At 41.3% G+C, this 21,481-nt stretch carries 15 protein-coding genes and 11 tRNA genes; 13 read left to right on the plus strand and 13 right to left on the minus strand.

Going from position 1 to position 21,481, the window contains the following annotated elements; genetic code table 11:
• Positions 1–2: 2 nt before the first annotated feature.
• The 4 genes from PSI06_RS15780 to PSI06_RS15795 form a co-directional block, all read right to left on the minus strand.
• Positions 3–78, minus strand: a tRNA-Glu gene (locus PSI06_RS15780).
• Between the two features lie 174 nt (positions 79–252).
• Positions 253–328, minus strand: a tRNA-Glu gene (locus PSI06_RS15785).
• Between the two features lie 141 nt (positions 329–469).
• Positions 470–545: transfer RNA gene (locus PSI06_RS15790), tRNA-Glu, on the minus strand.
• Positions 546–581: 36 nt separating this feature from the next.
• A tRNA-Ala gene (locus PSI06_RS15795) sits at positions 582–657 on the minus strand.
• Between the two features lie 949 nt (positions 658–1,606).
• Here PSI06_RS15795 and PSI06_RS15800 point away from each other — a divergent pair.
• The 8 genes from PSI06_RS15800 to PSI06_RS15835 all read left to right on the plus strand — a co-directional run bounded on the left by PSI06_RS15800 (position 1,607) and on the right by PSI06_RS15835 (position 5,247).
• Positions 1,607–1,682 (plus strand) — tRNA-Val (locus PSI06_RS15800).
• A 146-nt stretch (positions 1,683–1,828) separates the two neighbouring features.
• Positions 1,829–1,904: transfer RNA gene (locus tag PSI06_RS15805), tRNA-Val, on the plus strand.
• Positions 1,905–2,063: 159 nt separating this feature from the next.
• Positions 2,064–2,139 (plus strand) — tRNA-Val (locus PSI06_RS15810).
• Positions 2,140–2,289: 150 nt separating this feature from the next.
• Positions 2,290–2,365, plus strand: a tRNA-Val gene (locus PSI06_RS15815).
• A 49-nt stretch (positions 2,366–2,414) separates the two neighbouring features.
• Positions 2,415–2,490, plus strand: a tRNA-Val gene (locus PSI06_RS15820).
• Between the two features lie 33 nt (positions 2,491–2,523).
• A tRNA-Val gene (locus tag PSI06_RS15825) sits at positions 2,524–2,599 on the plus strand.
• Between the two features lie 45 nt (positions 2,600–2,644).
• Positions 2,645–2,720, plus strand: a tRNA-Val gene (locus tag PSI06_RS15830).
• 886 nt (positions 2,721–3,606) lie between these two features.
• Positions 3,607–5,247: a tetratricopeptide repeat-containing response regulator gene (locus tag PSI06_RS15835; RefSeq protein ID WP_273604240.1), complete on the plus strand. Its 1,641-nt coding sequence runs from the start codon at positions 3,607–3,609 to the stop codon at positions 5,245–5,247.
• Between the two features lie 56 nt (positions 5,248–5,303).
• Here the strand turns inward: PSI06_RS15835 and msrB are convergent, their stop codons facing one another.
• The 7 genes from msrB to PSI06_RS15870 form a co-directional block, all read right to left on the minus strand.
• The gene (gene msrB, locus PSI06_RS15840; protein ID WP_273604241.1) at positions 5,304–5,744 is read right to left on the minus strand and encodes a peptide-methionine (R)-S-oxide reductase MsrB; all 441 of its coding nucleotides are present in this window, start codon (positions 5,742–5,744) and stop codon (positions 5,304–5,306) included.
• A gap of 341 nt (positions 5,745–6,085) precedes the next feature.
• A complete protein-coding gene (locus PSI06_RS15845; RefSeq protein ID WP_273604242.1) occupies positions 6,086–6,526 on the minus strand; it encodes a hypothetical protein in 441 nt (146 codons plus the stop codon).
• 11 nt (positions 6,527–6,537) lie between these two features.
• Positions 6,538–7,044: a DUF2919 domain-containing protein gene (locus tag PSI06_RS15850; RefSeq protein WP_004588866.1), complete on the minus strand. Its 507-nt coding sequence runs from the start codon at positions 7,042–7,044 to the stop codon at positions 6,538–6,540.
• 9 nt (positions 7,045–7,053) lie between these two features.
• Positions 7,054–9,072 (minus strand): NAD-dependent DNA ligase LigA, encoded by a 2,019-nt coding sequence (gene ligA, locus PSI06_RS15855; RefSeq protein WP_273604243.1) that lies wholly within the window; start codon positions 9,070–9,072, stop codon positions 7,054–7,056.
• 72 nt (positions 9,073–9,144) lie between these two features.
• On the minus strand, positions 9,145–9,906 hold the full coding sequence (gene zipA, locus PSI06_RS15860; RefSeq protein ID WP_096041447.1) for a cell division protein ZipA: 762 nt from the start codon (positions 9,904–9,906) through the stop codon (positions 9,145–9,147).
• Positions 9,907–9,978: 72 nt separating this feature from the next.
• Complete coding sequence (locus PSI06_RS15865; protein WP_273604244.1) at positions 9,979–13,374, minus strand: chromosome segregation SMC family protein; 3,396 nt, start codon at positions 13,372–13,374, stop codon at positions 9,979–9,981.
• A 67-nt stretch (positions 13,375–13,441) separates the two neighbouring features.
• Positions 13,442–14,173 carry an RNA methyltransferase gene (locus PSI06_RS15870; RefSeq protein WP_273604245.1) on the minus strand — a complete coding sequence of 244 codons (732 nt, stop codon included), beginning with the start codon at positions 14,171–14,173 and terminating at the stop codon, positions 13,442–13,444.
• A gap of 162 nt (positions 14,174–14,335) precedes the next feature.
• On the opposite strand from PSI06_RS15870, the gene PSI06_RS15875 reads away from it, so the two are divergent.
• Genes PSI06_RS15875 through PSI06_RS15885 form a run of 3 tightly spaced genes read left to right on the plus strand, consistent with a single transcriptional unit; the run spans position 14,336 to position 16,862 of the window.
• Entirely contained in the window at positions 14,336–15,445 is a 1,110-nt protein-coding gene (locus PSI06_RS15875; RefSeq protein ID WP_273604246.1) for a YjgN family protein, read from the plus strand.
• 9 nt (positions 15,446–15,454) lie between these two features.
• Positions 15,455–16,477 (plus strand): M48 family metallopeptidase, encoded by a 1,023-nt coding sequence (locus tag PSI06_RS15880; protein WP_273604247.1) that lies wholly within the window; start codon positions 15,455–15,457, stop codon positions 16,475–16,477.
• On the plus strand, positions 16,464–16,862 hold the full coding sequence (locus PSI06_RS15885; protein ID WP_126007626.1) for a DoxX-like family protein: 399 nt from the start codon (positions 16,464–16,466) through the stop codon (positions 16,860–16,862). Before PSI06_RS15880 ends, PSI06_RS15885 begins: the two co-directional genes overlap by 14 nt.
• Positions 16,863–16,914: 52 nt before the next feature.
• Here PSI06_RS15885 and speB read toward each other — a convergent pair whose 3' ends face one another.
• Both speB and speA read right to left on the minus strand, forming a co-directional pair.
• Positions 16,915–17,838 (minus strand): agmatinase, encoded by a 924-nt coding sequence (speB, locus tag PSI06_RS15890; protein WP_029772730.1) that lies wholly within the window; start codon positions 17,836–17,838, stop codon positions 16,915–16,917.
• Between the two features lie 3 nt (positions 17,839–17,841).
• On the minus strand, positions 17,842–19,755 hold the full coding sequence (gene speA, locus PSI06_RS15895) for a biosynthetic arginine decarboxylase (protein ID WP_138579183.1): 1,914 nt from the start codon (positions 19,753–19,755) through the stop codon (positions 17,842–17,844).
• A 252-nt stretch (positions 19,756–20,007) separates the two neighbouring features.
• On the opposite strand from speA, the gene PSI06_RS15900 reads away from it, so the two are divergent.
• Both PSI06_RS15900 and PSI06_RS15905 read left to right on the plus strand, forming a co-directional pair.
• Positions 20,008–20,871, plus strand: coding sequence for an alpha/beta hydrolase (locus PSI06_RS15900; protein ID WP_273604248.1), 864 nt, complete (start codon positions 20,008–20,010; stop codon positions 20,869–20,871).
• 2 nt (positions 20,872–20,873) lie between these two features.
• The gene (locus PSI06_RS15905) at positions 20,874–21,479 is read left to right on the plus strand and encodes a TetR/AcrR family transcriptional regulator (protein ID WP_273604249.1); all 606 of its coding nucleotides are present in this window, start codon (positions 20,874–20,876) and stop codon (positions 21,477–21,479) included.
• Positions 21,480–21,481: the final 2 nt, after the last annotated feature.

Here is a 21,481-nt window from a genome sequence, read left to right on the forward strand (position 1 = left end):
AGTGGCGTCCCCAAGGGGATTCGAACCCCTGTTACCGCCGTGAAAGGGCGGTGTCCTAGGCCTCTAGACGATGGGGACGCAGAAATTGCTTTGCAAATCACTGATTTGCTATTTCTAAGTAAGATGAGACCGAGCCTGCGAGGCGAATGGCATTATCTTCTCAAAAACGTTTTCTGTGTCACTAGGACAACTGAATGGTTTGACTCGTTTCAGACGAGTTTTTAATAACACTACCCTACTATAAATAGTAAGTGGCGTCCCCAAGGGGATTCGAACCCCTGTTACCGCCGTGAAAGGGCGGTGTCCTAGGCCTCTAGACGATGGGGACACTAAAAAGTGTCACTAGGACAATTGATAAGTTTAACTCATATCATGAGGTGCTAAGATAATACGTTTAATACACATAAAGACTCGAGCTTTAAGTGTTACGCTATTCTCTTGGTAAAACCACGCCTAACTATTTGTTAGATGGCGTCCCCAAGGGGATTCGAACCCCTGTTACCGCCGTGAAAGGGCGGTGTCCTAGGCCTCTAGACGATGGGGACACAGAAAACTGCTACCCTAGGACATGCACAAAGATTTGGTGGAGCTATGCGGGATCGAACCGCAGACCTCTTCGCTGCCAGCGAAGCGCTCTCCCAGCTGAGCTATAGCCCCAAACCTTTTAATACACAACGTGTTTAACACGTTGTGTATCGCTGAGTGCGGGGCGCATTCTATGCACCCCCCAAAATAAAGTCAACAGTTTTTTATGCCACTTTATTTAAATGGTTTAATTTTCAACAAACTGGCTATCAGACATGCAAAAAAATACAATTTCGACAAAATTTGGCCTGTACTTCATCTCACAGTACTATAAACAGGTTAATTATCTATTTATACCTCGTTGATGAAGTAATAATGTTTAACATAAAAGGTATACATTTATATGCAAATTGAGTTGGGGTTAAAAAAGTACTAAAACCAAGGCTAAACCTCGCATTTAAGTGTGCTATTAAAATGCGAGGGCTCTATTCGATAACCTTATTATTAAATGCTCAACCCTTCCCTCTTTTAAGTTGCTTGTACACACATATAAAAATTGAAGTGAATTAGGCTGTCGTTAAAAGTGCTAGCAAATAACTCGTGCTGTTTTTAAACACTATGTTCCAGTTTGGGTAGTAGGCTCTATTTTGTTGTCATTGTGCCAAAAGCCATGGCGTTAATTAACGTTTATTCGCACTAATGGCAATACAGATAACGGCTTATGCCCTTACCTTTTAAAAAGTACCGTATACCAGTTCAATAATTTAAAACCTTATATAGTCATAAATCTTCTTTTTGATAAAACGTCACGCTTACTGTATCAATTTCAACATCGCCTTTTATTAGCTTATTTAAGCAATGCTTTTTATTGTAAGTAAAAATAAGGCAGTCACTTAGCTCAGTTTCAGCTGTTAATTTACCCTAACAACTTAAATTTGATGATAAAGTAAACGCCAACCACCCTGCGCTGTTTATAAAACCTTCATTCAGCACATTTTTATCATTCAAGTGTTGACACATTTGCAACTCTATCTATAATAGCGCCCCACAACAACGCAGCAATGTAATGTTGTTTAGATGTGGGTGATTAGCTCAGTTGGGAGAGCATCGCCCTTACAAGGCGAGGGTCACTGGTTCAAGTCCAGTATCACCCACCACTTTATTAAGTGTACACATCTAAAATTCTATATGAGTTGTTAGCTCAGTTAGAAAAGAGAGCGTCACTGCTTTAAGTAAAAGAAGGTGAGGTTCACTGGTTAAAGTCCAGTACTATTATTTAATAGTAGCGTTTTAATTTATATGTGGGTGATTAGCTCAGTTGGGAGAGCATCGCCCTTACAAGGCGAGGGTCACTGGTTCAAGTCCAGTATCACCCACCACATATAAAACCTATTATATTAATAGTCGCGTTTTAAAATTGTAATATGGGTCGTTAGCTCGGTTACAAGAAAAGAGAGCATCACCGCTTTTTATAAAAGATGGCGAAGTTCACTGGTTAAAGTCCAGTACTACTTACTACAGGTAGTAGCATGTAATATGGGTCGTTAGCTCAGTTGGGAGAGCATCGCCCTTACAAGGCGAGGGTCACTGGTTCAAGTCCAGTACGACCCACCATTCTTAGAATGGTGCATATTACAAAAATCTAAATGGGTCATTACTCAGTTAGAAAAAAGAGAGCATTACCGCTACTTCCAAGTAACGGCGAGGTTCACTGGTTAAAGTCCAGTACTATTTATTTTAATAGTAGCGTTTTAATTTATATGTGGGTGATTAGCTCAGTTGGGAGAGCATCGCCCTTACAAGGCGAGGGTCACTGGTTCAAGTCCAGTATCACCCACCACATATAAAGCCTATTATTATATTAATAGTCGCGTTTTAAAATTTAATATGGGTCGTTAGCTCAGTTGGGAGAGCATCGCCCTTACAAGGCGAGGGTCACTGGTTCAAGTCCAGTACGACCCACCATTCTTAGAATGGTGCATATTAAATATATAATTTGGGTGATTAGCTCAGTTGGGAGAGCATCGCCCTTACAAGGCGAGGGTCACTGGTTCAAGTCCAGTATCACCCACCAAATTATACTAAACGTTAAATTGATAAAGTCATACCTATTATATGTGGGTGATTAGCTCAGTTGGGAGAGCATCGCCCTTACAAGGCGAGGGTCACTGGTTCAAGTCCAGTATCACCCACCACATATAAACACTTCTAAAGCATCTAAACTCTTCTTAATAATTATTATAAAAATCCTATTTGGGTAATTAATCCAGTTATAAGAAAAAGAGACCATCGCCGCCCTTTACAAATAATGGCGAGTGTCACCGGTATCAAGCCAAGTAATCACCCACCACATATAAACACTTCTAAAGCATCAAATCTCTTCTGAATAATTATTATAAAAATCCTATTTGAGTAATTAATCCAGTTGTAAGAAAAAGAAAGCATCGCCGCCCTTTACAAATAATGGCGAGTGTCACCGGTTCAAGTTCAATATCACCCACCACATATAAACACTTCAAAATACCTAAGTTAAAAAATTCCAAAAATATCACTCTTAATTTGTCTTTTGCAAAACGATTAATCTGTACCCTATAAAATTATATAAAGGTAATTAACTCAGTTATAAGAAAAAGAGAGCATCGCCACCCTTTACAAATAAAGGCGAGGGTTACCGGTATCAAGCCAAGTAATCACCCACCACATATAAACACTTCTAAAGCATCTAAACTCTTCTGAATAATTATTATAAAAATCCTATTTGGGTAATTAATCCAGTTGTAAAAAAAGAGAGCATCGCCGTCCTTTACAAATAAAGGCGAGTGCCACTGGTTCAAGTCCAATATCACCCACCACGTATAAACACTCCACAAAAACCTAGATTATTTTAACTATTATTTAGAGCTGCTTTTTACCTATTAATTAAGCAATGGTTTTAAATCGCTAAGGCCAAGATAATATGAAGCCATCTAAACGTATGAAAATAACTTAATCTTCTAATAACCTCGGCTAATAGTTAAATTCCCTTGTAAGCAGCTAAACTGTTGATTATAGTCTGTGATAAATCAAACAACATGTAAGCCAATGCCAACTAAGATCTACGCCAAAGCCAAAATACTGATAGTGGAAGAGCAGCCCCTCGCTCAAAGCTATATGAAACAGTCGCTAGAAAGGCTTGGCTTTCGGCAGTTGCACTTTGCCGATCATGCAATTGCAGCAAAAGAGCAATGTTTGGCTGAGCAATTTGATTTAATTGTATGTTCGTTTAATTTAAGCAAACACCAAGACGGCTACCAACTCTACGAAGAACTCCGTGTTAAGCAACTGATAAAAAACTCCACTGCGTTTATTTTTATTTCTGCAGAAACCAGCGGTGCGCTAGTGCATAGCGTTTTAGAGCTTCAACCCGACGACTTTTTGGTAAAGCCATTTACGGTACAAGAGTTAAAAACGCGGATTGAGCGTATTCTAAAACGTAAAAATGAGCTACAGAGCATTTATACCTTAGTAGATGATGGCAACGACTCTAAAGCAATAAAAGTAATCGATGCCACTTTAAATAAAAAAAACAATATATACAGCCCTATCCTCCTTCGCTTAAAAGGAGATGCATTGCTTAGGCTAAACCGCAGTGAAGAAGCTAAAGACTTTTTTGCCTCGGTGCTAGACATACAAAAATTTGCCTGGGCCAAAGTTGGTTTAGTAGAAGCGCTGATTGCTAATAATGAGCATATTCTTGCTCAGCGCATGTTAAAAACCATGCTTGAACGCCATGAAACACGTTTAGTTGCACTGGATTTACTCGGCCGATTAGAAATAAAACTAAACCAATTTGAATTGGCACAAGATTTTTTAAGCCAAGCAGTCGATATCGCACCACGTAACATCCAAAGACAAAAATCGTTAAGCAATGTTTCGTTAATAAACCACGATTACGAAAAAAGCTATTTAACCCAAAAAGACATAGCCAGCTATGCGCGTCATTCTATTCATGACAGCCCCGACATCTATCTCAATGCTGCCCGTGCCGGTATAGACTTTGCTTTAACCACAGATCAAACAGACCAAATACAACGTATTTCGCGTCAAACTAATAAATACATAAATGATTTAAAAAAGCAGTTTCCTAACAACGCAAACCAATCTCAAATTGATGTACTTAATGCGCGTTTGCACTATTTAAAAGACGAGCACCAAAAAGCCAAGCGCCTTATAGAGCAACTTGATGACGACGATACGTTAATACGCTCTGTAGATGGGGCGCTTGATAAAGCAAAAGCGTTTCACGAGCTGGGTTTTCATCAAAAAGCACAAACATTATTTAGCCAAATAATTAGCCATTGTGAGCGCCACCCCAATATGAGTGATACAACTTACCTGCGTTACATTCAACAGCAGCAAAGTGAGCGTCGTGACATTAAAATGGGCCCTAAAGAGCTTAACAACCATGCAGTAACTCAATTTAATAGAGGGCAATTAAATACGGCGTTAGAGGCGTTTACGCAAGCATTTAGAGTAATGCCGCGTAACCCAAGCATTGCGCTTAATTTATTACAGTGTTTGTTTGATTCGACAAAACAAAAAGGCGGCACTTTTAACTTGGTTATTGCTAAAAAGTGTTACGCCCTTTTGAGTAACTCTACACTGCAGCCAGATCAGTCGCAGCGATTAGATAAAATTTTGCATATGGCAAAAGAAATGAAACTCGATATTCAATCCCCCTAGCGCTAACTAGCGGCTAGAAATAGCTATTTTATCTAGATTGAAGGCTAACTATATAATTAAAGCTTTTTCATTGCAGCGGCATTTACACAGTAGCGCAAACCCGACGGTGCTGGCCCATCAGGAAAAATATGCCCTAAGTGTGCATCACACACATTACACACCACTTCAACGCGCTGCATACCATGGCTTAAATCGTTCACATAACCAATTGCATCGACAGTTGCAGGCTGCGTGAATGATGGCCAGCCTGTGCCGCTATCAAACTTTTCATCGGCATCAAAAAGTAAATTATCGCAGCATACACACGCGTATTTACCCGGTTCTAGTAATGTGCAACTTTGTGAGCTGTGAGGGCGTTCTGTGCCCTTTTTACGTGCCACATAATATTGCTCATCACTTAGCATTGCCTGCCATTGCGCGTCTGTTTTTACAACCTTTTCGCGTGGCGTAGGATTGCCATTATTGGCAAAATTTATAACATTATTCCAAGTAAGCATAATAGCCTCCTTCGGTATTAATAAGTGATTAGGGTCTGTTGATCTTTTAAGGTTAAATTTGCAGCAGTCTGTTTGGTATTTAGGCAAGGCAGCGCCTATGCAGTGTGGTTATTCCCCATAATTGGGCGATAACGTAGTATTAATGCCAAACAGGCGCTGCCCAACGGGTTCTTCCTAGGGGCTATTTACTCTTTGTTGCCTACATGGATGTAGGTAAAGGGCGTGAGCAGGACGCGGAAGCTTTGCTCAGCTTTTACTTAGCCCACTAGGTTACAAACTTCGCGCCGCGATTAAATAGCCCCTAGTTTGAACAAACTTTAATCCGCAAAGTTCAACAGCCCCTAACTAAAGCGAATAGTTTGCTTTTCGTGATCTGAAAGTATGCGCTTCATGTAGGCGTCTATGTCATTTTTTTGTGCGGGTAAACTTACACTAAATTGTCGCTCGTTATTGCTATAAATAATAAGCTCATCGTTCTTACTTTCTATATGTTCAATGTTGCCAATAACAAGCCATTGCGGGCCAAATTTTTTATCAAAAAAACCTGCCAAGCTAAATAACATTAAGTGCTGTGCATCACGCTGAATAAAATTATCAAGCGTATTGCGCTTTTTAAAGGCGGGTGTCAGCCTGTAAAAACACGAACAAAACACAAATAACCATAATCCTATTACGGCAGAAAACCAAATATGATCAGTTAACGATGTAAACAACACCAAAGCGCCTAAAATAATGCCAATACCAAGCACTACAATGGCAATTTTTTTATTAATGTTATCCATTTAGCTCCCTTTTATTTAGCGTTTTTATCATCTGCTTTTTCGGTAGGCTCTGGCCAATCGTTAAAAAACACCTGCAAATAACGACTCTTTGCCAAGTACCACATTACCCAAAACACAATCACCATTTGCACAGCTAAAAATAGTGAAAACCTGTAATGACTATGTGCAGCTTGTATTGTTAACCAGCTTAAGTCGGTTATTGCACACACAAGTAACGGCCAGCGCATGTAGCGCCACACCATCGCTAAACGCGCACTTTGTTGATGAGAGTCGCGCGGTCGTCTTAAGCAAAATAAAAAAGTGGGCACTATCGCAATAGCGCCAATCGAAATTGCGATAAAAAAATCGTTTTTAGATTTAAAAAATAGCGACATTAAATCAAGCTCAGGGCGACGACTCAGCGCCGCTATAACCCAAATAAAATACGCACGTAGTAACACCAATAAACTTAGATGAAATGCAATTGGCGTACGGTAGCTTCCGTATTTATCCCAGTACTCGGGTCCATATCGGCTCATTTTACTACCCTAAGCATTGTATTTATCAAACAGTGCAATTAAGTCATCTTCGCTAAGTATGTCTATGCCTAAATCTTGTGCTTTAGTTAATTTAGAGCCGGCTTTTTCGCCCGCCACCAATGCATCTGTTTTAGCCGACACACTACCGGCTACTTTTGCACCTAACTGTTGTAAGCGTGCTTTAGCATCGTTTCGGTTTAAAGTATTAAGAGTGCCAGTTAATACATAGGTTAGCCCAGCTAAGGGTTGCTCATCCTCTGAAGGCGGCGTTAGCGCTGGCCAATTAATGCCTTGTTCAATTAAAGCATTAACTACATCTACATTATGTTGCTCATCAAAAAAGCCACGAACATGAGTTGCTACAATAACCCCTACATCACTCACTTGCGTAAGGCTTTCAATACTTGCCTGGGTTACCTTTTCAAGTGTTAAAAAATGATTTGCTAAGTTTTGCGCTGTGGCCTCGCCAACCTCACGAATACCCAGCGAATATAAAAACTTTGCAAGCGTAGTTGTCTTTGCAGCTTCAAGCGCATCTACTAAGTTTTTAGCCGACTTAGGACCCATACGCTCAAGTGACTCAAAGTGACCTTGTTTTAATATAAATAAATCTGCGGGGGTTTTTACCAGCTCTCTATCAACCAGCTGATCAACTATTTTGTCGCCTAAGCCATCTATATCAAGCGCTTTGCGTGATGCGAAATGCTTTATCGCTTGTTTACGCTGAGCTTGGCACACTAAGCCACCTGTACAACGAGCCACGGCCTCGCCTTCTACTTTTTCAACGTGTGAGTCACAAATGGGGCAACTGGCAGGAAATACAATGTCGCGAGCATCATCTGGGCGACGCTCAAGTACTACTTGTGTAATTTGCGGAATAACATCGCCGGCGCGGCGTATAATTACTGTATCGCCTACCTTTACGCCTAAACGGGCTATTTCATCGCCATTGTGCAGCGTTGCGTTTGATACCGTAACACCGCCTACAAATACGGGCTCTAACCGCGCTACCGGCGTTATAGCGCCTGTGCGGCCAACCTGAAATTCTACATCAAGTAACTGGGTTATTTCTTCTTGTGCAGGAAACTTATAAGCAATTGCCCAGCGCGGTGCACGTGCAACAAACCCTAAACGCTCTTGTAAGGCTTTTTGGTTTATTTTAATTACTACGCCATCAATTTCATATTTAAGCTCGCTTCTGCGCGTTAAAATATCACTGTAGTAATCTAAAGCCGCTTGCGTACCTTCAACTAACTTTGTTTCTGGGCACAGCGGTAAACCCCAATCGGTTAATTTTGCCAATTGTTGGTAGTGATCCTCAGGGATTGAGCCATCGGCCACCAGCCCAGTGCTATACGCATAAAACATTAGCGGGCGCTTAGCGGTGATTTTTGAATCAAGCTGGCGTAGGCTACCTGCGGCTGCATTTCGAGGATTTACAAATACTTTTTCGCCACGTTTTTCGGCTTCGCTGTTTAATTTTTCGAACCCAGCGCTATCCATAAATACTTCGCCACGTACTTCAAGCTCTGCGGGGTAATCGCCACGCAGCTTAAGGGGCACGTTACGGATTGTTTTTACATTTTGTGTAATATTCTCGCCAGTAAAACCATCGCCACGAGTTGCGGCCTGCACAAGCACACCATCACGGTAAATAATCGACACAGCCAAGCCATCTAACTTGGGTTCACAACAAAAAGTAAGCTCATCTTGGCTCATTAAACGCTCTTTAATACGGCGGTTAAAGGCGCTAAATTCTTCTTCACTAAAGGCGTTATCAAGCGATAACATAGGCACTTGGTGAGCAACTTGTTCAAATTTACTCAGCGCAGCGCCTCCTACCTTTTGAGTGGGTGAGTCAGGCGTTAAAAATTCTGGGTTTTCTCTTTCAAGGGCGCTTAACTCGCGCAATAGTCTATCGTATTCTGCATCAGGAATACTGGGTGTATCAAGGACATAATAATTGTAGTTGTGTTGCTCTAACGTACTACGAAGATGATTAATTTGCTCACTAATGCTGCTAGACATTTAAACCTCAAAAAACATAAAAAAAGCCACTTTTAGGTAAGTGGCTTAATAAAAATAATGTGTGCGTATAAATTACGCAGAAAATGCACGAACCTGCTCAACATATTGACGAACGCGCTCAACGGTCATTTCTTCACGCTCGGCATCTAAAATTTGTGCACCAAATTCATCGGCAATTTTCTTAGCTGCGCTATGTAACATATTAAAAGCAGCTAGCCCGTCGCCTTCACAAGGTAAAGTCATAAATAAGCTAACCCCTGCGGTGCTAAACTGTTCCATATTATCAATATCAAACGTACCTGGGTTATACATATTTACTAATCTAAATAACACTGGACCTTGCCCTGCAGGGTCTATGTGGCGATTAAAAAAGCCTTCTTCTGAATATTTAAATCCTAAGGTATTTACTGCAGGCAATAACTTACTACCTTGCATGCTTAGCCCCTCAGGCATTTGAATATGCACAATAACAAAGTCAGACACATCTGCTGGCGCTTCTTTTTCGCTCTCTGGCTCTGGTTCTAGCTCTGGCTCTGGCTCTTGAACTACTTGCAGGTCGTCTTCAATGGGTGTTTGCGCCACGCTAGTATCTATTTGCGGCTCGTTTGCATCAAAGTTTAGCTCACCAAATTGCGGCTCATCTCGCTGGGCAACAACCGGCTCTTTAGGTTCAACTGGTGTATGCGAAGGTGTATCTTGCATTGGCTCAACCCGCTCTGAAGGCGCTACCTCTGGGCTGTCTTTTTTTCTAACTGACCATAAACCATGTACTAATAAGCCACCTATGACAAGTACACTGATCACAATTAAAACCAATCTTAGTTCTTCGGCCATCCCCTCACCTTTTATTATTTGTTATGCCTAAACCCGTGTATTAATTAACACTAATACGCTTAAAATAAACTGTTATGTGTGTGCAAGTTGCACTGCTTGTTCTATATCTACTGCTACCATGCGTGATACGCCTGGCTCTGCCATGGTAACGCCAGTTAAACGCCCTGCCATTTCCATCGCAATTTTATTATGACTAATATAAATAAACTGCACCGATTGTGACATTTCTTCAACCAAACGGCAAAAACGTACCACGTTAGCATCATCAAGCGGCGCATCTACTTCATCCAGCATACAGAATGGAGCTGGATTGAGCCTGAATATAGAAAACACCAATGATAATGCGCTCAGCGCTTTTTCTCCACCACTTAACAGATGAATTGTCGAATTTTTCTTGCCTGGTGGCTGTGCCATTATACTAACACCACTTTCGAGTAAATCGTCACTGGTTAATTCTAAATACGCGCTACCACCGCCAAATACTTTTGGAAATAGCTCGGCAAAGTCGTTGTTCACTTGATCGAAAGTAGCTTTAAAGCGTGTTTTGGTTTCGCTGTCAATTTTACGAATCGCCCCTTCAAGCGTATTTAACGCTTTGGTTAAATCCTCAAGTTGATTATTCAGATAATCACTGCGCTCTTTAGCGTGTTCAAACTCATCTATTGCGGCTAAATTAACTGGACCTAGCTTATCTAATTGATGCACAAGCCCACTGATCTGATTTTGCGCTGCATTTAAACTCAGTGAATCAGCCAGTGTATCTAAAACACTTTTTAAACTTTGCTTTAATTCTTCAAGCGGCTCAAGTGCTGCCTGCGCTTTTATAATTAGGCTTTGCTCTTCAATACTTAGCTTTTGATGTTGTTCTTGCAAACCTGTCAGCTCACCTTGAGAGTGCTTAAGGCTGGCTTGTTTACTTATAAGTGTTTGCTTTGCCTCGTTAAGCTTTTTTTGTAACGCGACCAAGCTAGCTTCGCCCTGCTGATGTTTTATTAAAAGCTGTGCTATTTGCTCAGTGAGCTCTTGCTCGGGTATAAGCAACGCTTCCATTTGCGATTGCAGCTCTTGCGCTTCTTCTTGCGCACTCATGAGTTCTTGCTCAGCATGATTAAGCTTTGTTTGACTAAGCTGCCACTCACTGTGTGCTTTTTGCTCTTTTAACGTGGCTTGATGCGCTTGTGTTCTATATTGCTCAAGTGTAGCTGCAGCTTGGCTGTATGCTTTATTACTGCGTGTGCAGGCGGCGTCGGCGCTTGCCAGTTCGTCAGCTAAATTATGTTGCTGTTGATGTAACACTTCAAGCGCACTGTTGTGCTCATCGCGCGTTTTTAATAATTGTGATTGTTCAGTGGTTAATGCACGCTTTTGTTGCTGGTACTTTTCTAGTTGCTGTAAAAATTGTGCTACTTGCTCTTTTAACATGTCGCTGCGCGTAGTGGCCACGGCAATGTTTTGTGCTAATTGATGAATTGCATTTTTAAGTACTGCTAACTCATCACTCAGCTTTTGCTGCTGTGTTTTTAGCGCATTAAGTTTCTCAAAATCCCTTGCGAGGCTATTTTCGGCCTCTACTAAGCTCGCTGTTTTTTGCTTTAACTGTGTGTGTTTTAAAAGTTGTGAGTTTTCGGCGTTTTTGTCTGCGCTACGGTGCCAGTTTCGAGCATGTAAAGCACCGCTTTTATCCATAACCGCAATATAAAACGTATCATTTAACGCAGCGAGTTCGGCGTTTTCGCTGTACGCAATACGGGTCAGTAAATCAGGGTAAACACCCTCAGTAATTAACGCCGCAACGCTATTTAGTGGTATTTCACTTTTATGAGGCCACACACTATTGTTGCTTTGCACATCGGCTACGTTTAGGTGCTCAAGCGTTTGCAGGGCCTGTTCAACTACATGTTCAAACCCTGGTTTTACCTGTAATTGATTAAATAAAGTGTGCTGCTTATTGTCATCTTCAATCCCTAAACTGCTTTTAAGTCCAGCAATGCGAGCTTTTAGCTCATTAACGTGCTGTAAGCTTTGCTGATGTTGTTGCTCAGCGTCATTTACTAAATCGGTTTGCTCTTTAAGCGCTGCGGTGCAGTGTGTTTGCGCCGTTTGCTTACTGGCAAGCTCTTGAGTTAGGGTTTGTTTGTATTTTTGTTGCTCGGCTAGTTGCTGCTCTAATTGGCTACTTTTAATATCGTCAATTTGGCTATTTAGTTGGCTTAGCTGTGTGTTTACATGGGCTAAGGCTTGCTCTGTTTGCTTAACACTACTTTGCTGAGCCTGTACTTTATTATTAAGCGCGTGCTGTTGTTGATTAAGGCTTTGCCACGCGGCTGTGTGCTTATTTTTTTCATCAGCTAAATCTGCAAGTGTAAGGGTAAGCTCTTCAACTTGCTCGCTGCACTCTAAACTGTACTCGCTTATCTCCTGGTGGCTCACAAACAACTGCTCACACACATTTTGCTGCTGTGTTTTTAGCGCTTCACTTTGCAGCTTTCGCTGCTCAAGCTTAACCACACTTTGTTTAAGTGTTTGCGTTTGCTGTTTAATATTAATGTGTTGTTGTTCGGCGCGGGTCAACTCTGTGTGGGTAACGTGTTGCTGATGCTGCGCATCGTTAAGCGCATCTTGCTCTGCATTTACTTGAGCCTCTAGGCATGCAAGCACATCGTCGTGGCCTGAATGGGCCGTTTTAAAAAAGGCGATTTGCTCATTAAGCTTTTTGATTTGCTCACTTTTTTCAATCTGTTGTTGATGCAGCTTTTGCCATTTTAATACAGCCACTTGGCCTTTTAAGGTACGCTCTTGCGCTTTTAAATCGCGGTATTTTTTCGCATCAACCGACTGCACAGCCAGTTTATCTAGTTGCGCTTGTAACTCTTTACGCACATCAAGTAAACGCTCAAGGTTTTCGCGGGTACTTTTAATTCGGGTTTGCGTTTCGCGGCGGCGTTCTTTGTATTTAGACACACCCGCGGCTTCTTCTAAAAATACGCGCAGCTCTTGAGGTTTGCTCTCGATTAAACGCGAGATCATCCCTTGCTCTATAATTGCGTAACTACGCGGGCCAAGCCCGGTGCCTAAAAATATATCGGTAATATCGCGCTTACGGCATTTGCTCCCATTTAAAAAGTACAACGATTGACCATCGCGTGTAACTAAACGCTTAATCGCTATTTGGTTTCTGTCGGCAAATGTATTAGGTAAATCACCTTGGGTGTTATCAAAAATAAGCTCTACTGAGGCTTGTGAGATTGGTTTTCGATTAGTTGAGCCATTAAAAATAACATCGGTCATGGCATCGCCACGTAAGTTTTTAGCTGAGCTTTCACCAAGCACCCATCGCACAGCGTCAATCACGTTTGATTTGCCACAGCCGTTAGGCCCAACAACACACGTCATTTGATCAGGAAATGGAATTTTAGTGGGCTCTACAAACGATTTAAAGCCCGCTAATTTAATAGTGCTTAAGCGCATCTTATTGTTATTACCGATTATTATTGTTATTACTTACAAACAATTTAACTCATAAACAGTTAAAAAGTTAAGCTTGGCGTTTAAAGTTATCTAAAATAATACCTGTGGCCATTGCCACATTAAGTGACTCTGCCTCACCAAAAGCCGGTATGGTTATTTTGTCGCTTACTAATTTTGCACACTGCTCGCGTATGCCATGCGACTCACTGCCCATAAGCAATACACCCTTTGCACTAAGGTCCGTTGTATGTACGCTTTGCCCATCTAAAAATGCCCCATAAATAGGCATATTTAATGTTTGTAAGTATTCAGGTAGCTCTACTTGGCTTACCGATACTCTGACAAATGAGCCCATGGTAGCGCTAATTGTTTTAGGGTTGTAAGCATCGGCGCTGTCGGTACTTGTTACTATATGTTGAATGCCATACCAGTCGGCAACTCTGATAATAGTGCCTAAATTCCCCGGATCAGAAACCCCATCAAGCGCCAATATTAAGCCGGTATTTTTAGGTAAATCAGCCTCTGGCATATCAACCACTGCAATGGCCGCGTTATTACTCACTAAGGTACTGGCTTTAGTCAGCGACTCTTCTTCTGCTGGCGTAAAATCTACTTCTGGAAACTGGTTTTGGTGAGTATTTATAAACGCCTGTGTTGCAAATATATCAACCGCCTTTAATGGGCTGTTTAACAACTCAAGTACGTTTTTTTCACCTTGTACAAGGTATTGATTATATTGCTTTCGGTACTTTTTTTGGCCAAGTTGGCGAATAAGCTTGAGTTGGTTTTTTGAAATCATAACAGCCCCATAAAATTATCGCCCTAGTATACCAGAGATGATTTAAAGTGCAGCACCACATATATTAAAAGCAGCGCCATTATAGGCTGTAAGGCTTTTAAAGATTGAGCTTTGCACCAAATTTAGGTAAATTAACAAAAAAACAACATGGATATAATTTTAATGGAATCAATACACCCTACTCCCCCAGAAACCACCCCTGCAGTAAATGAACCTGCTGCCCCTATTTTTAGCGGTAAAGTACAGTTTAGCGGTAAAGGCGGTGAGTTTTTTGGTATTTGGATAGTCAATATTTTACTGAGCGTACTTACTTTAGGTATTTACTCGGCTTGGGCAAAAGTACGCACAATGCGATATTTTTATGGCCACACCCGCATTGACGGACACAGCTTTGACTACTTAGCCACCCCGATGCAAATTTTAAAAGGCCGTATTTTAGCGGTTATTGTATTTTTAATTTACTCCTTTGGTAGCAGCTTTTTTCCTCTTGTAGGCTTATTATTTGCGATTGCTTTTATCTTTTTAATGCCGTGGATTATTAACCAAGGTCTGCGCTTTAATATGCGTATGACCCGTCATCGAAATGTACGCTTTGCATTTAAAGGCGATTACGGCGAAGCCTTCATTAACTTTATTCTTTTACCTATTGCCAGTATTTTTACCCTTTATTTATTAATGCCGTATGTTTTAAAACGTATCGACACATACATACATAGCAATATTAGCTACGGTGACACGCCATTAACCGTAAACCTTAAAGGTGAAACCTACTACTTAACCGCCCTTATTTGCTTTGTGGTGAGCTCTATCACTATGGTGATATTTATGGCTGTATTAGGCTTATTTGGGCTTGATTTAATGAATGTAGAAAACCAACAAGCTGCACAAGATCCAGCCAAAATGGGCATTATGTTTGGTGGATTAATGGTTGCTTACGTATTTATGATTGCGATAGTAACCGCTGTGTGGGCTGCGGCTATTCGTAACCATATTTTTGATAACAGTCAATTTGAAGACGTAGCATCATTTAAATCAGAGCTTAAGCCTATTCCTTTTGCCATATTACTATTAACCAATATGCTGGCCATTGTGTTTTCTTTAGGGCTTGCCTACCCGTGGACCAAAGTGCGTACATCGAGAATGCTTGCCGAGGTTACAACCGTTAATATTTACCCAAGTGCGCTAAATTTAGTGGATACCGCGCAGCAAGAGCAGTCATCGTTTGCTGAAGAAGCAGCCAATGTATTTGATATTGACCTATCGCTAACCTAAGAGCTTATTATGCACGTACAGGGACATTACTTCCCCAAGGCATCAAGCAATTACCAGCAAGGTGTCGCTAACATTAGCGACACCTGTGTTGAGATTAGCTACGATGACCAGCTTATTTCAAGCCATGCAATAAGCGATATAACACTCACTTCTGGCCTAGCTGGGCTTGCTGATGAACTAAATTTTAATGATGGCAGCCGCTTTATTCCTACTGATGTAAATTATCGCTGGCCTTTTAAAGCAAATAAGCATGACCTACTAGAGCGCCTTGAAAAAAATAAATGGGCTATTATCGCGGCCGTTATTTTTACACCGCTTTTTATGTGGTTAATGCTTTATAAAGTTGTGCCCGCTATTGCTGTTTACAGTGTTGATACTCTGCCGCGAAGTGTAGTAGAGCAAATGGGTGAACAAAGCTTTACCATAATTGAAAAGCTCGCGCTTGATGACAGTGAGCTGCCTAATGAGCAACAAACTAAAGTACACCAACACTTTAATACCATGCTTAATGCGCTCTCGCTTGAGCCATCGGTTTATAGATTATCGCTTTATAAATCAGAGGCCTTTGGAGCGAATGCGTTTGCAATGCCCCACGGACGTATTGTCGTAACCGATGAGTTAGCAAATTTATTAGCCGATAAACCCAACGCACTAAAAGCCGTATTACTTCACGAAATTGGCCACGTAGTCCACCAGCATAGCGTACGCATGACCGCGCAATCGGCAGCCAGTACCATTGTACTTGCGGTTATATTTGGTGACTTAGAAGGCATAGCAGAAGTGGTACTAGGTACGGGAGCATCTTTTGCACAGCAAGGGTTTTCTCGTGATATGGAGCGCGAGGCAGATAGCTATGCACTCATTCAACTTGAAAACTTAGGGTATTCAAGCAACGACTTTGCCGATGCCATTGAAGCATTACAAGGTGCGCACACCAGCGAAAACGAACATCTTGAAAAGGTAAATAATTTGCTCGAATATTTATCTAGCCACCCAAGTGCACAAGAGCGAATAGACAATGCGAGGAAATAACCCCGGTTATATACAAATTGCTCGCTATATTGTGGGGCTGAGTTGGATATACCACGGCTTTTTTCCAAAGCTTTATCATATTGCCCCGCTTGAAAAACTAATGACTGGTAGTGCGGGTTTTTCAGCAGAAGTGTCTGACTTAATTACACGTTCGGCGGGTATTGGCGAAATTATATTTGGCGTGTGCTTATTAGTGTTTTATAAAAATAAGCACATCGTTATTTTAAATGTTTTAGCCCTTGTAGGGCTTTTGTTAGCGGTTGTAGTAATGCAGCCACAATTACTCATTGAAGCATTTAATCCAGTAACAACTAACCTGCCGCTTATTGGGTTAAGTTTTATTTGGTTAAAAGAAATTAAGCTGCAAAATAATCGACACCTCTAAAATAAAAAAGGTATGCCAGTGCATACCTTTTTGTAGTGCTTAACTTATAGCGTTAATACTTATTTTTATGTGTCCACAGGTGCAATAATTCACTGGCAATTGTTGCTGCGGCAATAGCGGTAAGCTCACTTTGGTCGTACGACGGTGAAACCTCTACCACATCCATACCCACCATATTTATGCCTTTTAGTGCGCGCAGTATTTTAAGCACTTTATCAGATGTTAAACCACCGCATACAGGTGTGCCTGTACCTGGTGCAAATGCTGGGTCTAAACAATCTATATCAAACGTTAAGTAAACGGGTAAGTCGCCTACTCGCTCACGTATTTGCGCTGCTATTTCATTGGCGTGCAAATCGTTAGCTTGCATTGCATCAATCACTGCAAACTCATGTTTGCTTTGATCAAAGTCGGTACGAATACCAATTTGGATACTGTGCTCTACATCAATCAGCCCTTCCATGGGTGCATGATAAAACATAGTGCCGTGATCAAAGCGCGAGCCATTGCTGTATGTATCAGTGTGCGCATCAAAATGAACCAGTGCCATTTTGCCATGTATCTTTGCATGCGCGCGCAATAGCGGAAGCGTTACAAAGTGATCGCCACCAAGGCCTAACAGCGTTGCCCCTTGGCGAAGTATTTGCTCTGCAGCCATTTCTAGCTGTGCCGTAAAATATTCAGGATCGCCTACCGGATAAGTAAAGTCCCCCGCATCAGCAACCGTTAAACGCTCAAACAAAGGAAATGTCCACGGGTATTTAGTGTCTTCCCAGGCTAAATGTACCGACGCTCTGCGAATGGCATCGGGCCCTAAGCGAGCACCGGGGCGACCCGAAGTTGCTAAGTCAAAGGGTAAGCCTAGTACAACGACATCTGCATCAATGGCATTAATGTTTTGCACCATAGGACGACGTAAAAACGTCATCCCGTTTGAATACAATGAGTGGTCAACATGACCAAACAAGCTAGACATTGCTTATAACTCTTCTAAATAAGTGTAGCCATTAAGGCCGCTTTGCAACTCGTCTAAAACGCTTTGCTGTTCATTTTTATCTATTTTTGCAGACACTAACTGCGCGTACGAATGTTGAAAGCTCTCAACATCTAAATGTACATAGCGCATCATATCGGCTACGGTATCGCCTTGGTTTATTTCACTAATACTGGCAACGCCTTGCTCATCCATATTGATAATAGCGCTGTGCGTATCGCCAAATAAATTGTGCATATCACCTAAAATTTCTTGGTACGCACCCACTAAGAAAAAGCCCATTAAGTAAGGTTTATCAGCACTGTACTCAGGCACGGGTAATGTGCTTTCAATGCCTTGGCCATCAACATAGTGCTCAAGTGCGCCGTCTGAATCACAGGTTATATCAAGTAATACAGCGCGTTTTTTTGGAGCTTCGGTTAAGCCACTTAATGGCAATACCGGAAACACTTGATCAATCCCCCACGCATCAGGAAGCGATTGAAAAAGCGAAAAGTTTACAAAAAACTTATCGGCTAAACGTGCGTTCAACTCGTCAATAATCGGGCGATGGAAACGGTTTTTGTTATCCATGTGTTTGTTAAGCTCATAACAAATACGTAAGTTAACTTGCTCTGCCCACGCACGCTGCGTTAAATCTAAAAGCCCAAGTGCAAACTGGTTATGCGCCTCTGCTAAATCCCCTTGGCTGTCGTGGTAAATTTCAATCAGTGCGCGGTCATCCGTTAAATCGGTTAACTGCACAAAAGATGCCCACATATTATTTAATAAAAGCGGTGCATCTGCTGCTGGCGCTTTTAGCTGTTCTGGTACGTAGCTTTCAGTGCCTATCACGTTTGATATAAGTACTGCATGGTGCGCCGTTAGTGCACGTCCCGACTCAGAAATAATCGTCGGCATGGGCTGCGCGTATTGCTTACATGTATCACCTATGGTGTACACAATATTATTTGCATACTCAGCTAAGCTGTAGTTCATTGAGTTATGCGATTGGCTGCGGGTACCATCGTAATCAATAGCTAAACCGCCCCCTACATCTAAGCACTCAATGCTTGCACCTAATTTGCGTAGTTCACAGTAAAAACGCGCGGCTTCGCTCACACCTAAACGCACATCACGAATGTTTGCCATTTGCGAGCCTAAGTGAAAATGCACAAGTTGCATTAAATCAAGTTGGCCAGCCTCTTTTAAACGATTCACTACATGCAGTACTTGCGACGCAGATAAACCAAATTTAGATTTTTCACCGCCACTTGCTTGCCACTTACCTTTGCCTTGCGATGCTAAACGAACGCGAATACCAATACGTGGTTTAACATTTAGCGCTTTTGCTTGGCTAAGTACCATGTCGAGCTCAGAGAGTTTTTCAAGCACTATGTAAACTTTGTGGCCTAACTTTTCGCCAATCAGTGCTAAGCGCACATACTCTTTGTCTTTGTAGCCATTACATACAATTACTGCACTGGTTTTTTCTGCCATTGCCAAAACAGTTAATAGCTCTGGTTTGCTGCCCGCCTCAAGGCCTAATTGTTTTTTTTCTAATTCGGCTTGGCTTGCTACTATTTCTTCAACCACTTCGCGTTGTTGGTTTACTTTAATTGGGTAAACTAATAGGTAATCTTTTGGGTAACCATAGTTTTCAATCGCGGTATTAAACGCGCCACATAAACTGTGCACACGATGATGTAAAATTTGTGGAAAGCGCACTAAAGCCGGTAAGCTTAAGCCTTTTTCTTGAAGTTGTTTTGCAATATCTGTAAGTGCAATAGTTTGCTCTGGGGCGTGAGCCTTTGGGGCAACATACACATCACCTTGATCATTAATACCAAAAAAACCTTGGCTCCAATGACGAACATTGTAACTCGTGCGAGCTTGTTCTAGTGATGTTGTCTCTTTCATTTATCTTTCTCTTGTATTTAATGAATGCCGGTTTGGCTAGTTGCGCGCATTAAAAGAAAAATAGACTTTTAAGTCCAACAAGTATTTTTACTCGTAACGAGTGATTTTTAGTGTTGAGAGAAAAAACCCCTACACCTTAGCTTTTACAGCTAACCGCCTTTAGTAAAGCAAGCTGGTTATGCGGCTAAAAAAATAAGTACAGCTGTTCTTTTTTAAGATAAAATAGAACAACTGTACTTATTTGGTATAAACATGAAACAAATTTATTTTAATCAAAACAAGCCACCTAAATTTTCTAAAATAACAAAGGCTGCCACTTTTGGTTTGACCAAAACATTTCCTAAACTCAGTGCCCGCCTTGCCATGAAGGTATTTTGTAATCCGCATAGCCGACGCCAATACGAATTTAGAACATGTATACAGCCAATTAATATTAAACTTACTACCGAGCTTGGCGCTGTAAACCTGTACTATTTTAGCCTAGCCGAAAACACTAAAACGGTATTTTTATCTCATGGCTGGGCCGATAGCACTAATCGGTTTACTGCTTTAATAGATGAATTGCTTGAAAAAGGCTTTAATGTTTACTCAATTGATCACATAGGCCATGGCTTTTCGCACGGCAATACCTCGCACTTATACGGGTATATGCAGGGGCTAACAGCGGCTTTTGAGTACTTTAATGGGCAAAATATTACAATTAATAGAGTCGTTACACACTCTATGGGCGGTGTTGCTTTGTTAAACTTAGCGCCTCATTATTTAGAGAATAAAAAAATTGTGATGATCTCTGCCCCTGCACAAATATTTGAAGCCATGTTTGCTAAGGTCAGGCAAGTGGGTATTTCTGAGCTCATGCTAGAAAATATGCTTAATAGGGTGTCGGACAAATATGGTATTAGCTGGCAAAACCTTCACCCTGATCATTCTAAAAATAAAATTAACGAAAACATGTTGTTTATTCATGATAAAAATGACTCAGTGGCAAGCTTTGAGGCAATAAAATTATTAACTGAGAACACACCCGCAACACTTGTGGCCACACAGGAGCTGGGACACGTACGCATTTTAAAAAGCCAATACGTGTACGACCAAATAACACGCTTTATGGATTAACGATGAAAAAAAGTGAGAGCACTAAACGCAATATTTTGTACAAAGGAATGGCCTATGCGGCTGCACATGGTTTATATAGCTTGTCGATAGGAAAAATAGCGGCAGTGACTAACATGTCGCGTACTGGGGTGATCTCACACTTTGCCAATAAAGAAGATATGCAAGTGGCTATTTTGGCCTACACCGAAGAAGAGTTTAGAAAACAGGTTGTTGATATATCTGTTGATGAAGATGCGTTAATTCATTTAAATAATTTTCAGCAACGCTGGCTTGAGTGGCTCAACTTTTTAGATACGGTATCGCCTGGTAAGCAGGCAAGTTGCCCGCTCATTAAAGCATCGGTAGAGTTTAAAGCAAGCCCCAACTGTTTGGTAAGGCAGTTTATGCAAGACCAACACTTAAAAATGATTAACTACCTCACTAAACTTGCAGTTAACTGCCAAACACAAGGCTACTTTAGCCAAGACAAAGAGCCGAGCATTTTTGCGTATGAATTTTATGGCTTATATACCGGGCATGTTGTACAAACAAGCTTAATAGATAATCCAGCTTTAACGCTTACTTATAAAAAAGTAGTTGGCAATTTAATTGCGCGATATATGCGTTAACA

Source organism: Pseudoalteromonas sp. GABNS16E, from assembly GCF_028598715.1.
Classification (GTDB): domain Bacteria; phylum Pseudomonadota; class Gammaproteobacteria; order Enterobacterales; family Alteromonadaceae; genus Pseudoalteromonas; species Pseudoalteromonas atlantica.